Origin of the sequence: Romboutsia sp. 1001216sp1 (genome assembly GCF_039841805.1) — a bacterium.
Classification (GTDB): domain Bacteria; phylum Bacillota; class Clostridia; order Peptostreptococcales; family Peptostreptococcaceae; genus Romboutsia_C; species Romboutsia_C hominis.
Map to the genome: position 1 here is coordinate 94,666 of NZ_JBDPHA010000001.1, position 16,754 is coordinate 111,419.

General features: G+C 28.2%; 15 protein-coding genes and 1 pseudogene. 4 read left to right on the top strand and 12 right to left on the bottom strand.

What is annotated here, in order from left to right; all coding sequences use genetic code 11:
• Window positions 1-2: 2 nt before the first annotated feature.
• The 4 genes from ABHC41_RS00450 to ABHC41_RS00465 all read right to left on the bottom strand — a co-directional run bounded on the left by ABHC41_RS00450 (window position 3) and on the right by ABHC41_RS00465 (window position 3,632).
• Window positions 3-845, bottom strand: a complete 843-nt coding sequence (locus ABHC41_RS00450; protein WP_271891877.1) for an SH3 domain-containing protein — start codon at window positions 843-845, stop codon at window positions 3-5.
• A gap of 146 nt (window positions 846-991) precedes the next feature.
• A complete protein-coding gene (locus ABHC41_RS00455) occupies window positions 992-2,293 on the bottom strand; it encodes a serine hydrolase (RefSeq protein WP_271891878.1) in 1,302 nt (433 codons plus the stop codon).
• A 387-nt stretch (window positions 2,294-2,680) separates the two neighbouring features.
• A complete protein-coding gene (locus ABHC41_RS00460; protein ID WP_271891879.1) occupies window positions 2,681-3,184 on the bottom strand; it encodes a CarD family transcriptional regulator in 504 nt (167 codons plus the stop codon).
• A 247-nt stretch (window positions 3,185-3,431) separates the two neighbouring features.
• A complete protein-coding gene (locus ABHC41_RS00465; RefSeq protein ID WP_271891881.1) occupies window positions 3,432-3,632 on the bottom strand; it encodes a cold-shock protein in 201 nt (66 codons plus the stop codon).
• Between the two features lie 424 nt (window positions 3,633-4,056).
• Between ABHC41_RS00465 and ABHC41_RS00470 the strand changes: the two are divergent.
• A pseudogene (locus ABHC41_RS00470) lies at window positions 4,057-4,476 on the top strand (EFR1 family ferrodoxin); the annotation flags it as partial.
• A 43-nt stretch (window positions 4,477-4,519) separates the two neighbouring features.
• Here ABHC41_RS00470 and ABHC41_RS00475 read toward each other — a convergent pair.
• Window positions 4,520-4,900, bottom strand: a complete 381-nt coding sequence (locus tag ABHC41_RS00475) for a DUF1540 domain-containing protein (protein WP_166505179.1) — start codon at window positions 4,898-4,900, stop codon at window positions 4,520-4,522.
• 241 nt (window positions 4,901-5,141) lie between these two features.
• On the opposite strand from ABHC41_RS00475, the gene ABHC41_RS00480 reads away from it, so the two are divergent.
• A complete protein-coding gene (locus ABHC41_RS00480) occupies window positions 5,142-6,326 on the top strand; it encodes a M20 family metallopeptidase (RefSeq protein ID WP_271891883.1) in 1,185 nt (394 codons plus the stop codon).
• 20 nt (window positions 6,327-6,346) lie between these two features.
• Window positions 6,347-7,000 (top strand): HTH domain-containing protein, encoded by a 654-nt coding sequence (locus tag ABHC41_RS00485; protein ID WP_271891885.1) that lies wholly within the window; start codon window positions 6,347-6,349, stop codon window positions 6,998-7,000.
• Window positions 7,001-7,254: 254 nt separating this feature from the next.
• Here the strand turns inward: ABHC41_RS00485 and ABHC41_RS00490 are convergent, their stop codons facing one another.
• Complete coding sequence (locus ABHC41_RS00490; protein WP_271891887.1) at window positions 7,255-8,067, bottom strand: alpha/beta hydrolase; 813 nt, start codon at window positions 8,065-8,067, stop codon at window positions 7,255-7,257.
• A 231-nt stretch (window positions 8,068-8,298) separates the two neighbouring features.
• Here ABHC41_RS00490 and ABHC41_RS00495 point away from each other — a divergent pair, with 231 nt between their 5' ends.
• Entirely contained in the window at window positions 8,299-8,988 is a 690-nt protein-coding gene (locus tag ABHC41_RS00495) for a YoaK family protein (protein WP_271891888.1), read from the top strand.
• A 175-nt stretch (window positions 8,989-9,163) separates the two neighbouring features.
• On the opposite strand, the gene ABHC41_RS00500 is transcribed toward ABHC41_RS00495, so the two are convergent.
• From ABHC41_RS00500 to ABHC41_RS00525, 6 genes are all read right to left on the bottom strand, one after another.
• Entirely contained in the window at window positions 9,164-10,168 is a 1,005-nt protein-coding gene (locus ABHC41_RS00500; protein ID WP_271891890.1) for a sugar kinase, read from the bottom strand.
• A gap of 4 nt (window positions 10,169-10,172) precedes the next feature.
• The gene (locus ABHC41_RS00505; RefSeq protein ID WP_092926426.1) at window positions 10,173-10,817 is read right to left on the bottom strand and encodes a bifunctional 2-keto-4-hydroxyglutarate aldolase/2-keto-3-deoxy-6-phosphogluconate aldolase; all 645 of its coding nucleotides are present in this window, start codon (window positions 10,815-10,817) and stop codon (window positions 10,173-10,175) included.
• A gap of 92 nt (window positions 10,818-10,909) precedes the next feature.
• On the bottom strand, window positions 10,910-12,283 hold the full coding sequence (locus ABHC41_RS00510) for a gluconate:H+ symporter (protein ID WP_092926428.1): 1,374 nt from the start codon (window positions 12,281-12,283) through the stop codon (window positions 10,910-10,912).
• Between the two features lie 31 nt (window positions 12,284-12,314).
• A complete protein-coding gene (gene ilvD / locus ABHC41_RS00515) occupies window positions 12,315-14,030 on the bottom strand; it encodes a dihydroxy-acid dehydratase (RefSeq protein ID WP_195237023.1) in 1,716 nt (571 codons plus the stop codon).
• Window positions 14,031-14,236: 206 nt separating this feature from the next.
• Window positions 14,237-14,923, bottom strand: coding sequence for a FadR/GntR family transcriptional regulator (locus ABHC41_RS00520; RefSeq protein WP_271891894.1), 687 nt, complete (start codon window positions 14,921-14,923; stop codon window positions 14,237-14,239).
• Window positions 14,924-15,360: 437 nt separating this feature from the next.
• Window positions 15,361-16,752, bottom strand: coding sequence for a PH domain-containing protein (locus ABHC41_RS00525; RefSeq protein WP_271891896.1), 1,392 nt, complete (start codon window positions 16,750-16,752; stop codon window positions 15,361-15,363).
• Window positions 16,753-16,754 lie beyond the last annotated feature (2 nt).

Sequence of the window (16,754 nt, forward strand, 5' to 3'; positions counted from 1 at the left end):
AGTTAGTTTATAATTATAGTAGTTTTATCTAATACATTATTATAAATCCACCTAGCATTTTCTGTAGCTAATCTAACACATCCATGGCTCAAAGCCATACCAAGTCTATCATCAATTATTTCAGTTCCTGCTGCATTAAATAAAATTGAATGATAATAGTAGCTACCTCGGATTCTAGTAGCGTATTTTACCCTATAAATATCAGATCCAAAGTAAGGCTTTCTACCGCTAACATAAAAAGTTCCCTTAATAGTTGGTGTACTAGGTTTTCCTACTGTACATGACCACTTATAAAGTAAATTCCATGAACCATCATGATTTTTTTCAAATATATAAGTAAGCTTATTTTTTAAATCTGTTGTAATTAAATTTGTAGTGGGGCTTTTAATTTTATTATCATTTACAAACTTTGTCATATCTGTGTAAAAGTACTTAAAATCATATTCTTTAGGTGGGTTTCCATCATCAGAGAGGAAATAGCTAAATATATATCCTTCTTGATTATTATACATAACATGACTCCAATCTCCATTTACAGACAGAACTTGTACTATAGATTTTGGAGGAATTGTAGTTACTGGATTTGATTCAGCAGATGGATAAGATCTTAAAGTAACATCTGTCCATGTATATTTCGTTTTGGATAAATAATCACTATATATATATCCTCTTTTTCCATTATATAATACTTCATACCAATATTCTTCAGCTTCGATAACTTGAACCTTAGACCTTGCAGGTATTACAGTGATTACATTTGAAGAAGTAGACTTTTCTTCTCTTAGATTAGTGTTAGCTAAGGTATACTTATATAAATTTTGTTGTTGTCTTTTATATTCTTTCATACTTCACCTCTAAATTTACTTTCTTATAATATCCTATGAGGCTTTTTCTTTATTTGGCACCATTATACTCAATACTAGCTAATACAAAATTTTTATTCTTAAATATAAAAAACACATTGACTAATTAATCAATGTGCTTTATATATTTATTTTTTATAAAATATATATCCTTTTCTTTTACGCATTCTATTTGTAGATATTTTCCTATACAATATTATAGACACTGCTAAAACAACTCCTACAACAGCAACAAAAATACCATATGGTACTATATTAGCTTTAATTAAATCAAATAATGATATATCCACTTTTCCTGGTACCTTTGCTTTATAATTTGGTAATGAAAATGTTAGCTCTACTTCTTTATCTGCTAATTTCCATGCATTTTTATCTTTAGTGTTATATTCTATTTTTGCATTTTTATCATTGATAGGATTTTTATAATACATTATATCTTTTGATACTACAATTGGAGCATCTACAGTCTTTTTAGGCCCAAATAGCCCAAATAACTTGTACTCTAATTTTACTGTATCAATCTTTTCTCCAGCCTTTTTAAATACTTGCTTTTTAGCATTATATCCATCATCTGCAATTATCTTTGTATCATTAAATACATCTACATCATTTGCCCCATACACAGAATTAAGAGCAACTGTAACTAATTTTCTACCATCTCTTTCAAAGAAACCAACAAAGCAGCGACCTGCTTTAGCTTCATTTCCTGTCTTTCCACCTATATTGCCATGTTGGCCAAGCATTTTATTTCTTGTTTCAATAATAACAGGTGATCCTGCTAGGTTAACAGTTACCTTTTTATTTTTTTCTGATATTGTATCTCTAATCCATTCATTCTTAAAAGCTTCTCTTGCAATTATTGCTATATCATATGCACTTGATAAGTTTATTTCTTTATTTTCTGGGTTTAGAGCATTACTTTCTAATCCACATGGATTTACTACATGTGTATCTTTTAATCCCATAGACTTTGCTCTGTCGTTCATCATCTTTACGAAATCTTTAGTATTTCCAGCTACAGAATCTGCCATTAAATATGCAGCATCATTAGCAGAAAAAATCATAACGGCTTTCATAAGATCATCACTTGAAATTTTATCTCCTGGATTAACTTTTTTAAAGTTATTTAATGCAGTTTGAGTAGTTTTAAGTGCATCTTCAGTAAACGAAATCTGCTCTGACTTTGAAGTATTTTCTGCATAAATTAATGATGTTAGTAATTTTATAGTACTTGCTATAGGCATCTGCTTATCGGCATTTTTTGATGCTATAATTTCACCAGTATCCATATCCATAACTATTGCTGACTCGGCAACTATTCCTTGGATTTGACCTGTGTTATCTTGGGCATTAGCTAAACTGCTAACAGATGTTAGTGCTAATATTAAAATTGTTAGAATTATTGTCTTAAAAGACTTAATTTTTTTCACTTTAAACCTCATTTCTATCGTATATTATTAGTTGCTACTTTTAAAGTTTTATAGCTTTTTTCTTAATCTTAGTCTAAATATAGCCTTCTTAGACGTAAGAAAGCACTCTTACTAATAGAATAAGAGTGATTTAATCGATTTCTTTTTAATTATACTATATTAATAATAAATAAACAAAACCTTATTTATAATGTGAAAAATAACAACTATCTTCTATTATCTAGAGATATATTTTTTATATAAAATTAAAAAGCTATTGATAATTTATCAATAGCTTTTTCGTAAATTTCAATGTTAAAGATAATTCTCAACAATCAAATCCACAATTGTATTATTAAATATAATATTCTAGTATATATATCTATATAAATATTAATAGTTATATTTTTAGTTATTGTATTGTCTATCTCTAACTTTTTCTTTAATATATTTTTCTACTTCTTCTCTAGGTATTCCTAAGGCAATTGAAAATTCATCATTAATTAATCCTTGAGCTAGTTTCATAAACTTTTCATCTACTTGACCTAGTTTTTTTCCATTATATTTCTTCTTATAAACACCTAATATTACAGATAATAAATCTACACACTCATAATTTTTAATAAAACGTTTATATTTAGATTGCAATAAATTTACATTTTTCTCATTGCAGTCCATTTCCTCCATAGAAGAAATACCCTCTATTAATTGTTGAACTTCTTCATACGTAGAAATTGCTCTCATAAATACATCTGTATCTATTGGTGTGAATATTTTACCATTTTCATATATTGGTTTTAGTGTGTAATAATCCTTTTTATTGTTAATGCCTGAAATATTAAGTGGACCTATATCCTCTACTTCACATAATCCACAATTACTATAAATAATAAATTCTCCAATTTTGTACATGCTTTTATCTCTCCTCTTTTATTTTATATATGAAAATAAAACTTAGCCTATTTAACTAGATTTATCTTTCTAAAGCTGTACTGTATACTAATATAGTATTTTATTTAAAGTTTGCTAGTAATGTAGATTTTAAGTTTAAATTATTTTCTATATTAAATATTATTATTAATATTATATTCAACTCTTTATACTGTTATAAATATAAAAAAGACCCCACTAAGGAATCTTTCTAAGAACAATGTATATATTATAATATAGTTATGTTTTCTGCTTGAGGACCCCTAGCACCTTTAACTATATTAAAGCTTACTTTTTGACCTTCTTCTAATGATTTGAATCCATCTTTTTGTATAGCCGAAAAATGAGCAAAAACATCATCTCCACCTTCAACTGATATAAATCCAAAACCTTTTTCATTATCAAGCCATTTTACTATTCCGTTATTCATATAACTTCTCCTATTGAACCTGCATCAAGATATTCTTGACTTGCTTTTGTATCTCTACAATATTTATTATAGCATAAATATAAAATAATAGATACTATTATATATTTTTTATTTTAAATCTGTCTTATTTATTTTATATTAGTGTATATTTTTAATTTATTAAATCTGACTCATCTGTTAAAGGTATCGCTTAGGATTAACAGTGTGTTCTCACATTTTAATATAAAATCTATACAACCTAAATAGACCTTAAAATTTAATGGTAATCAAATTCTTTACCAATAAATATAAAAAATATTAATGTGCTATAATTTTTTTAAACTAGTAAATTTTATATTTATTAAAATACAATCTATGGATAAATTACTTTATTAGATCAAAAGGATTAATGTTTAAAATAAAAAATAGTTAGGGAGATATAATTATGATTTTATATTTTAGCGGTACTGGTAATAGTCGATATGTAGCTCGCAAAATTGCACAAGAATTAAATGATGAACTGATATCAATAAATCAACTTATAAAAAAAGGAAAAACAGATGAATTAATGTCAATAGATAAACCATTCGTATTCGTATGCCCTACTTATGCATGGAGGTTGCCAATAGTTGTTACGTATTTTATAAAAAATACAAAATTCTTAGGAAGTAACAAAGTTTACTTTGTAATGACTTGTGGTAGAGATACAGCAAAAGCCATAAACTATATTCAAAGGCTATGTAAATATAAAGAGTGGCAACTAAAAGGTATGGCAGAAATTAAAGTGCCAGAGAATTATATAGCTTTATTTTCTGTACCAGATAAAGAAACATCAAAACAAATTATTATAGATATCTACTTAAAATACGCTTCTATAAATATTTTTAAGAAGCGTATTTTCTATAGTATTAAATATGTCCTCCATAATCAAAGGAATTACAATATACATCGACTTTATCTATTTCAACATATTCTGCATAGCACTTTTTATTTTCATTATATCTACAATTATGAGCCTCACATTTTATATCAGATGGTTTTGTAGTTGAATCACCTGTACTATTTACAAAACTGTTATTAGAACTATTAAAAAATGACTCTTTCTCATTAGGACTTCCAGCTAAACTATTTACTAAACTACTACTCTCTTTATCTACAAAGCTTGTACAACTAGTCCCTTTAACCTCTACTGCACCAAGCCCACTTACATGTATGGCACCTGCCTTACAGTCATAATTTATGTTATGTATACAATCAGTTGCATTACATTTTAAATTCCCACTTTGCATTTTGTTTTCCTCCTTAATAAATATCTATTTTATTATTTCCAAAATACAAAATATAATTCGATTTGATGTGTTTAACTTTATCTAAAAAAATAAATAATATCTATAAAACAGACTATATATGTCCTATTTAAGGTTTATATTAAAAAAAACACTTTATACATTAAAGAATTTTTTACTGTATATAGTGAAAAATATGATATAAGCAAATTTTTTATCAAAATTAATAAAGAGGTGCAAATATATGAATAACTTTATAAAACAAGCAGATTTAATAAAAGATGAAATAGTAAATTATAGAAGAATAATTCATAGTAATCCAGAAGTTGGAGCTAAATTACCTAAAACAAAAGCTTTTGTAATAAATACATTAAAATCATTTGGATATAATCCAAAAGAAATTTGTGAAAGTGGTATAATAGCTACTATACAAGGAAATAAACCAGGAAAAACATTTTTATTAAGAGCAGATATGGATGCACTTCCAATGAATGAAGCTACTGAGTGTGATTTTAAATCAACAAATGGATGTATGCATTCTTGCGGTCATGACATGCATACTGCAATGCTTTTAGGAGCAGCTAAACTACTTAAACAAAACCAAAATCAAATTGAAGGTACAGTTAAATTAGTATTCCAACCAGATGAGGAAGGATTTACTGGGGCTAAAAATATGTTAAAAGCAGGTGTACTTGAAAACCCTAAAGTTGATGCTGCTATGGCTATGCATGTTCACTCTGGAACACCTTCAAATGTTGTATTATATGGATTAGGAACTAGTATAGCAGGATGTATTAGATTTAGAATAGTTGTAAAAGGTACTGGATGCCATGGTGCTCTTCCTGAAACTGGTGTAGATCCTATAAATATTGCTTCTCATATATATTTATCTCTACAAGAGATAATTAGTAGAGAAATATCTCCAACTAAACCAGCAGTATTAACAATTGGTAAATTTGCTGGTGGAGATGCTCCAAATATAATACCTGAAGAAGTTGTTATGGAAGGTACAATAAGAAGTTTAGATAAGGAATTAGGAGAATTTATATTTAATAGAATGAGTGAAATAGTAACTTCAACAGCACAAATGTTTAGAGGACAAGCACAACTTATAGAATTATCTTCTGTTCCACCTCTTACAAATGATACAAATTTAGCTAATGAACTTGGAAACTATGTAAAAGATTTAGTTGGAGAAAAATCTGTTGTTTCATTTGAAGGTGGAGGTATGGGCTCTGAAGATTTTGCATCTTACTCATATGAAGTTCCAAGTGTTTACTTTATGCTAGGTGCAGGTACTGAACAAGAAAATCCACTATATGGACTTCCTATGCATAATAATAAAGTTGTATTTAATGAGGATATAATGGTTACAGGAGCAGCAATGCATGCTTATTGTGCTATTGAGTGGCTAAAAAATAATAAGTAATTAATTAAAAGGAGAAAGATATGAGATTATTAGAAATACTTTTTTATCTATTAAAAATCAACTCTAAAACTACAATAAAGAATTTAGCAGAGATGTTTAATGTATGTGAAAAAACTATACAGAGAGATTTAGATAAATTATCGCTATTGGGTATTCCTATAATTTCATATCGAGGTGTAAATGGTGGAGTAGAAATAGATAAAAATTATATAATAGCTAAATATATACTAACTGACAATGATTATAAAGATTTAATATTATCACTATATATTTCTCAGCATATAAAACCAGACTTAAAAAAGACAGATCTTATTGAAAAATTTAGGCTAGTTGACTCTGATAGATGTAATAAAATATTAGAAAAATTAAAAGAAATATTTATAATAGACTTAGATGAAGACCAAAGTGTTAATAAAAAAGATGTATATAAAGTAATTGAGGATGCTATAGATGATAAGTCTTTTGTAAAGTTACAGCTTGAAAATACTGTCATGGAAGTATTTCCTATTTCTTATGTTTTAAAAAAGGAAGGATTGTATTTATATTGTTATGATGAGGAGTATAAATTAGTTTTAATGAATATGGTATTTGATGCTTTAAAATGTGATAGATACTACACCGGACCTATAATTAAATACAATGATAACATGAATAAATTAAAAAATTATCTATAATTTTTAATTGATGTAACTAGTATACCAAAATTGATTTTTACCAAAATACTGCCATCATACATAAAACTTGGTAAATTCTATTTTACGTATAAATAAGGAGGAACGAATCGTTCCTCTTTATTTATCCTATAATTTAATTTCTTCCCTTACTCATCTTAAATAGTCCTACTACCAATAGACTCATCAATATTAATAATCTCATTAAAGCTATATATATTTTTACAATACCATACTAGACTTAATTCTACAAAACTTTATTCTTCAATAAATTGTACCAACTCTTCGTTAAATCTCTCTTGCTGATCATAAAAGGATGCATGACCGCTAAATTCAAATGGTACAAGCTTTGAGTTTTTAATACTTTGATTTTGTACTTTGCCTAGTGAAAATGGAACAACTTTGTCATGAATTCCATGAATAATTAAAGTTGGAACATTAATTTCTCTTAGATCAGTAAATAACACTTCATTTATCCAAGTATTTGCAATGGCTGCTGTTGACCAACCTGCTGCCTGTAAGCCTAATTGCAAGAACCAATCAGAGAATGGTTTAGTTATATACTGAAAGAAAAAAATGTCACCAAAATTACTCAACATTTTAGGACGATCAGTATATGTTCCCTCAATAATTTTGGTAACCTCCTCTTTTTCTAAACCATATGGGAAATTTGGACGTTTTATAAGGCTAGGTGCTGCTGCAGCAAAAAGAGCAAGTTTAGATACTCCATATCCTTTATGGCGAGACATGTATCTGATAGCTATAGCTCCTCCAGTTGAATGTCCTGCCAGTGTAAAATTATGTAGCCCTAATGCATTAACCACACATCTAACATCGTCTGACAATTTATCGTAGTCATAACCTTCATAAGGCTTATCTGACTTACCAAATCCTCTCTGATCTATACCAATACATCTATATCCCATTTTAGGAAGCTGATTAAACTGATATTCAAACAATTTATGACTCCCTGGCCACCCGTGCAAAAACAAGATTGTCTTCTTCCCCTCTGGGTTAAGATCTTCTACGTAAAGTTTTACATTTGATTCTACTTTAACATAATATCCCATACAAATACCTCCATTAATAGAAAGTCTTTATTAGTAGCTTATTCTTATTGATATAAATATGTAAGTTGTCTTTTGCCTTTTTATCCTGTATTTTAATTTTCAAATATCGTAAGTTAAAATACTAAATGATTTTAATCATACTAATATTTTATTTTTAAAGAACTATCATAATTTAGGGTATAATATATATATCATTAATAGTGATATTCACATGTTAAGAGGTAAAATTATATGAAAAACAATGAAATAAAACAGAAAGTCCCTCCTTGGAAAAAGCCTATATTTATAATGATAGTAACCATTGTTGGAGGGTATATGAATGGATATACCTACATTACAAGGCATCATATATTAGCTAATATGCACACTGCTAATATGTCTAAATTAGGAATTAACATAGCACTTGGTCAGTGGCAAGGTGCACTAAGCTACTTTATTCCAATTGTTGCCTGTATATTAGGTGCTGCGTTTAGTGAACTAGTTAAAGCTATACTTGTAATACATAAATTTAAAGGAGATTGGAGAAAGCTAGCTCTTATTTTAGAAGCAATTGCACTATTCTTTATAGGACTTATACCTACTTCTTTCCCGGATATTATTGTTACTAATCTAGTTTCTTTTTTTATGGGATATCAGCTGTGTTTATTTAGAGAATGCCTTGGTATTGCATTTAACACAACTATATGTACAGGAAATATTAGAAATGTTGGTCAATTATTATATAGTGCATTAGACGAAAAAAGTAAAGATTCTATAAGAAAGTTAATTATTTTTACATGTCTTACTTTCTCTTTTGCATTAGGAGCTATTCCAGGTACTTTAATATCTATTGCTATAAGTACTAAGGCTGTATGGGTTTGTAGTTTTATATTATTAACACAAGCAGTTTGGATAAATATCTATGAATGTAGCGTTGTTTAATTTTATAAGAAACTCCCATACCCAAGAAATTCATCTTAGGCATGGGAGTAAAATTTACTTTTATTTAGTCATATAATCATTCTTCCATTGTCATCATACCATATATACAATAGTTATTTTTCAACTTTGCTTTGCTATACAATAATACCCACGATTCTCTATATAAAAATATAGATTATCTAGCTATTTTTCCAGCTCCATATTGCATTAAGTTTTCTACATCATCTACATTAACTAAGTTTGCATCTCCATATATACTATGCTTTAAAACTGATGATGCGGTTGCAAATTCTACCAGGTACTCAGCTTCTTTATTATTTAATATAGAATATAGTATTCCAGCAGTTAAGGCATCCCCTCCACCTACTCTATCTACTATATCATCTATAATATATTCTTTAGATGTATAAAACTTCCCTTCAGTATAATAATTGCACTGTAAAGTATTTACTGATACTGACTGTATAGTTCTTATGGATGAAAACATATGATTTATATTTGGATAAATCTTATTTATTTCATTATAATAATGACTTAACTTTTCATACTTATCTTCATATTCACAATCCATTTTTAATATATTTTCAGCATCTAATATCCCTGCTGATAGTATATTTACGAAAGGCAATATCTCTAATGTAGCTTGTCTTGCTTCTTCTATAGTCCAAAGCTTTGCTCTATAATTTGAGTCATAACTTACTAATATATTGTTCTTTTTACAATGCTTTAGTATATTCATAGTTAATTCTCTTAGTTCTTTAGATAAAGCTAAAGTTATTCCTGAAAAATGAAATAAATCTACATCTTCTAAAGCTTTTTCTATATCTAAATCAGTAACTTTCATATTACTAAATGCTGAGTTTGCTCTATCATAAATTACTTTTGATGCTCTATTTCCACTTCCTACTTCTAAAAAGTATATTCCCGTTCTTTCTTCACCTTTTTGAACTTGGCTAGTATTTACTCTATGGCTATTTAAATAATTTATGATTCCTTCTCCAATGTCATTATTAGAAACTTTTGTTATCATTTTTGTATCTATTCCAAACTTTGATAAAGATATTAAAACATTTGCTTCTCCTCCACCATAATTTGCATTATAGTTGTTTGTATTAGATATCATAAAACCTTTATTAGTTGCTAGTCTAAGCATTATTTCCCCAAATCCAGCTACTCTCATTCTATTATCCTCTTGCTTTGTTTAATTTTTCTATATATTTTTTGCATATTGATGTTATTTCATCAAATTTCCCTTCTTCTCCGATAGTATTTAACTCTCCACCTATTCCTACTAAATCAGCTCCAGCATTTATCCATGCATCTAAGTTATCTATGTTAACTCCTCCAGTTACCATTACATTTGCATATGGAAGTGGTCCTTTTATAGCTTTTATATAGCTTGGTCCAAATGCACTTCCTGGGAATAATTTTATAACATCGACTCCACTTTCATGTGCTAAAACTATTTCATTTATAGTCATAACTCCTGGTATGTAAGCTACTTTATATCTATTACATAAAGTAGCAGTTTCTAAATTAAATGATGGCGATACTATATATTCAGCTCCTTGTAATATAGCAAGTCTCGCAGTTTCAGGGTCTAGTACTGTTCCTGCTCCTATTACTACATCGTCTTGAGTTTTAAATTCTTCACTTAATTCACGTATTATTTCATTTGCAAATTTATTAGTATAAGTTACTTCTATTGCTTTTACATTTCCTTTTATACAAGCTTTTGCAATATTTATTCCTGTTTCTTTTGTATTTCCACGAACAACAGCAACTACGCCACACTCTTGTAGTGCTTTTAAAACTTTCATCTTTTTCATAATAAATTCCTCCGATTAAATTTATATATTTAAAAAGAGAATCTCAAATAATTATATATTAATTTTGAGATTCCCATTTATTTAAAAACTAATTACAAAAGACCTGGTAAAACGTTTTGGAATAAAGATAGTATAGATATAAATGCAAGTGCTGATAAACCTGCTATAAATCCACCTACTGTCCAACCTCTTATAGTGTCTTGAACTGATATTTTAAAGAATCTACTTATAGCCCAGAATCCTGAATCATTTGGAAGTGATAAACCTATTCCACCTGCACATATTGCTATTGCACATAATATAGGAGATACAGAACTTGCTGCTATTGTTCCACTTAATATAGATGCTGTTGTCATAAGCGCAACTGTTGTTGAACCTTGTGCACAACGTATAATTTGAGATATTAAGAAACAAAGTAGTAATATTGGTATACTAAATTGTGATAATGAACCAGCTATATAATCTGCTATTCCTGTTGCTTGTAAAACTTTTCCGAAAGCTCCACCTGCTCCAGTTATTAGTAATATAAGACCAATTTGGTCAGCTGCGTCATTCATAATATCAGATATACTTCTAGTTATATATGGTTTTGATATAAGCGCTGCATATATAACACCTATCAACATTGCAACATTTTTATCTCCTAAGAACTTAACTAAAGGTACTACCGAATTGTTATCTCCTAATGCTAAAGGTACAAAACTTCCTAAAAGTATAAGCATTATTGGAACTAATAATATTGATAAAGACTTCATAAAAGATGGCATAGGTCTAGTTTCTTTAGTTGCTTCTAATTCATCTTCTATCTCTTCTATATCTTCAAAAGTATAGAAATGTCCATTTTTCTTATCTTGCTTATCTAAAAACTTACCATATAATATACCACCTGTAATTGTTGCTACAAAAGCTGTTAAAATTGCATATACAAAGAATATTCCTACATCAATTCCTAAACTTTCTGAAACAACAAGTGGTGCTGGTGTAGGTATTACTAATGAATATGTACAAGTTGTTGCTACTGATATTGCACATGCAAATGTTACCATTGATATATTAGTTTTTTTAGATAAAACTCTTAACATAGGTGCAAACATTATATACACTACATCCCCAAATACTGGTATACCAGTTAAAAATCCTGATATAGCTATTGCTGCTGGACTATTTTTCTCACCAAACTTATTAAGTATTGCATTAGATATAGTTTCTATTGCTCCACATTCAAACATAAACTTTCCTAACATTACACCTAATCCAGTTACTATCCCAATTCCACTTAATGTAGATCCAAATCCACCTGAGATAGTAGAGGCTATATCTCCTATTGGCATTCCAACTAAAATAGATGTTACTAATGATGTTATTAATAATGCTATAAATGCATTAAGTCTAAACTTTATTATTGAAACTAGTAATATAGCGATTGCTAATAAAAATACACCTATTAATAATGGTCCAGTTAACATATTTTTCCCCCATTTTATAATTAATTTTTAATTATTTCATATATCCACCTAACATTGGATCAACTGCATTTTTAGAATATATGCTTAGTATTCCTGATTTGTATTTTTCCTCTTTAGGAACCCAATTTTTTCTACGTTCTTCAAATACTTTTTCAACTTCTTCTAAGCTACATTCCTTGCCATTAATTCCTATAACTTGTAACGTTCTACTTTGTATATCAATTTCTATTAAATCATTTTCACAAACTAAAGCTATTGGTCCCCCTACTGCAGCTTCTGGTGATATATGCCCTATTGCAGGACCTTTAGATGCTCCAGAAAATCTTCCATCTGTTAATAATGCTATACTCGCTGATAATTCTTCATCTGATGATATAGCTTCTGTTGTATAAAACATTTCAGGCATTCCACTTCCTTTTGGACCTTCATATCTTATGATAACTGCATCACCTGGCTTTATAGCTTTTGTTAATATTGCATTTATAGCTTCTTCTTCACTATCAAATGGTCTAGCTTTTAATATAGCTTTGTGCATTTCTTTTGGAACTGCAGAGTGCTTAACAACGGCTCCTTTTGGTGCTAGATTACCTCCAAGTATAGCTATTGCACCATTGTCACCTATTGGATTTGTATTTTTACGTATTACGTCTTCTCTTTTTAATCCAACTTTACTTAAATACTCATCACACTTTTCATAATACCCATTTGTTTTTAAATCTTCTAAGTTTTCACCTAATGTTTTTCCTGTAACTGTCATAACATCTAAATGTAAATAATCTTTTATTTCTTCCATTATTGCAGGAACTCCGCCAGCATAGTAGAAGTACTCTGCTGGCCATTTTCCAGCAGGTCTGATGTCTAGTAAGTACGGTATATTTCTATGTATTTTATCAAATTCATTTGCATCAAGGTCTATTCCAAATTCACGTGCAATTGCTGGTATGTGTAATAATGAATTAGTTGAACCTGAGATTGCTGCATGAATCATAATAGCGTTTTCAAAAGATTTATAAGTTACTATATCTCTTGGCTTTAAATTTAACTTAGCTAACTTAACAGCATAACGTCCTGCTTCTTTAGCTACATCTTCTAAATCTTTGCATGTTGCTGGCATTAAAGAACTTCCTGGTAACATTAATCCTAATGCTTCTGCCATAACTTGCATTGTTGAGGCTGTTCCCATAAATGAGCATGCACCACATGAAGGACATGCATTATGCTTGTAATATGTTAACTCTTCTTCTGTTATTTCTCCCCTTTGATACATAGCACTATACATTCCTATTTGCTCTAATGTAAGTAAATTAGGCCCAGCTTCCATAACACCACCAGTAACAACTATTGATGGGATATTTACTCTACCTATTGCCATTAAATGAGATGGAACACCCTTATCACAACTTGAGATAAATACTCCACCATCAAAAGGTGTTGCATTTGCATGTATTTCTATTAACGCTGCTAGTGTATCCCTTGATGCTAAAGAATAATTTATTCCATCATGGCCTTGTGCTTGACCATCACATATATCAGTTGCATAAAATCGAGAACCTTTTCCTCCAAGTTCATTAACACCTTTAATAGCTTGATTTACAAATATATCAAGGTGTGCACTTCCTGGATGACTATCTCCAAAAGTACTTTCAATTATTATTTGTGGCTTAGATAAATCATCTACACTCCATCCCATACCTCTCCTTAAAGGATCCATTTCAGGAGCTATTTTTCTAACTTCTTGACTAATCATATCCTACTCTCCTTATTGGTTTTTATAATACGTCTGACGTCTTTCTTTACTTAATATTAACACGTCTGACGTATTTTTACAATATTTTATCTATTTTTTTCGTAAAAACTTTTTCCTAAGGTATTTAAGTAGTTTTAATCAGCATATAATTAAATATAAAAACAAAAATACATCTGATTAATCAGACGTATTTTTGTTTTATTTATTTAATTTTTTTCAGCTACTATCCTATTTATATTTCTACGGTTGTATGCTAAGTGAAGTAACATAGCATCATGTGCTTCATTTGCATTCTTATTTCTTATTGCATTTAAAATCTCTTTATGAGTTTCTATTGTTTCATTTTTTAATTGTGTATTTGTAACGTCTATAAATACTGCTATAGATTTATTTATTATTGGAACTAAACTTGTTGTTACTAAGTTTTTACTGCTTCTAGCTATTGCTGTATGAAATTCTATATCTTTTTCCATATGTGGTATTCCATTTAATATAAGTTCTTCAACTTCATCACATAATTTTGATAGCTCTTCTATATCTTCTTTAGTTGCATTTATAGCTGCTAAACTTGCTATTTTAGGCTCTATCATAAATCTTATTTCTAATAAGTCAACTGCTAGTTTTAGTTTGTCTTTTACAAACATTAATCCTAATGGATCATCTGCTACCCCACATTTTATAAATGTTCCTGAACCTCTTTTTATTTCTAGTATATTTCTTGATACTAATGCTTTTATCGCTTCTCTTATTGTACTTCTACCTACACCTAATTTATCTGCTAGTTCATATTCATTTGGTAATTTGTCTCCTATTTTTAGGTTTTCATCTACTATTAACTTTATTATTTTTTCTGAAGTTGTTTCTCCTAATGGTTTTGTTATTTCTTCCTTCATATTTTACTCCTCTTGTTTTTTGATATGTTTTTTGTAGAGTCTTTACGCTTAATTATGTCATTACTTATTCTAAGTTTTTATGTCTCCTTATAAAATAAAAAACCACTTATCTATTAACCGTAGAAAAAGTGGTTTAAAGTTTTACTTTAAATTAAATAAAAATAATTTATACTAGAAATCACTGCTCTACATGACTAGATTGTGATTTCTTTTTTTCTTACAACTATATTATACTATATTAAATTTAAAAATAAATAGCAAATTTATTCATTCTATAAATTCTTTTTTAGTATAATTCACTACTATACAATTCATTTAATAATTTACTTTTAAAGTAGCTATCATGATTTAGACTATAATATATATGCCATTAATAGTGATATTCAATTAGCATAAGCAGTTTGGATAGATATCTATGAATTTAATGTGGTTTAATTTTATAATTTTTCTATTAACTGATTATATACATCCATAGTCTCATCTTTAGTTTTTTCATTATATATAAAATAGTTATTTTTCAATTTTACAATGATATATGGTTTACTATTATTATAAATATATACTCTACACTTTCCATATTCTCTAGATCTAAAATTGCCTCTACAATATTCATCAGTGCCTATACCGTTAGTTCTCAGCTTAAAACTAACTTCATCGACTAATTTAATATCTTCTATATCATTAACACTAAATTCATAATCATAAGAAGGATAATCAATACTTATACTTTCATTTGATATATTAATCTTATGATCAGTAAGTTCCATACTTAATGAATAAAAAAATGATGGTATAAAAATCACTGCACATATTATAAATCCTGAATAATATGATATTTTACCTTTTTTAGTAGCTAAGTTGTAAGTATATGTATTAAATCCAAATCTAGGATTTACTTTTGAGTTATAATCATTTTCATTATAATATTTATATCCATCTATCCAATACTCATCATCATCTGTATAAATAACTTCCTTATCTATTTTTAGTAGCTCTTCTTCTAAACTTTTTATTCTATTATTAGTATAAATATATACTACAAAAGTAACTATAGCCCCTAAAATAGCTATAATAGTTATAACGTTATAGCTTACATTAATAACTTCATAAATTACTAAATATGTAAACAAGAAAATTATACTTGAAGTTAGAGATGTAATAAACCAAGCAATTGAATTTAAGTATTTTTCTTCTTTATTCAAAATATAATTAATATCGCTATTTTTGCTATACACTTTTATTCTAAGCTTATTACTACCTCTAAATCCTATAAAATATAATAACGCTAATACAGCCATTAATATAACTGCTATAAAAGTTGCATACTTTAAATCTTCATCATATTTAACTATAGATATAATAAGTGGAATCAAAGATATACCAAAAGGTATAAGAATATACTTATTAGGTATAGGCATCTTATCTTTTAACCTACTAATTTTAGTATCCATACTAACAACTCTTTTTTCCCCAATAAACCATTCATTATCTTTCTTCAACTTTTTAAGCTTTCTATTCATATATATATATGGTTGCCTAACTAACCATTCTGCCGTAACTAAACTCCAAGTAAGCAAATATAAAACTGATAAAAGCTCCTTATTTATAAAAGCTATTGGCAATCCAGTTAATATAATTACTAAAGTAAATATATTTATTATTCTCTTGTAATCATCAATCATCTTTAAAACAGCATCATTACTTAAAGCTTCAGTTGGAAGAGTAACTCCAAACAATATATTTCTTCTTGGTTTAGCTGCACTCTTCATTGTAAAATAAACCACAATTGTAATCATAATAAATGCAGGCATTAAGATAAAATTCTTCATAT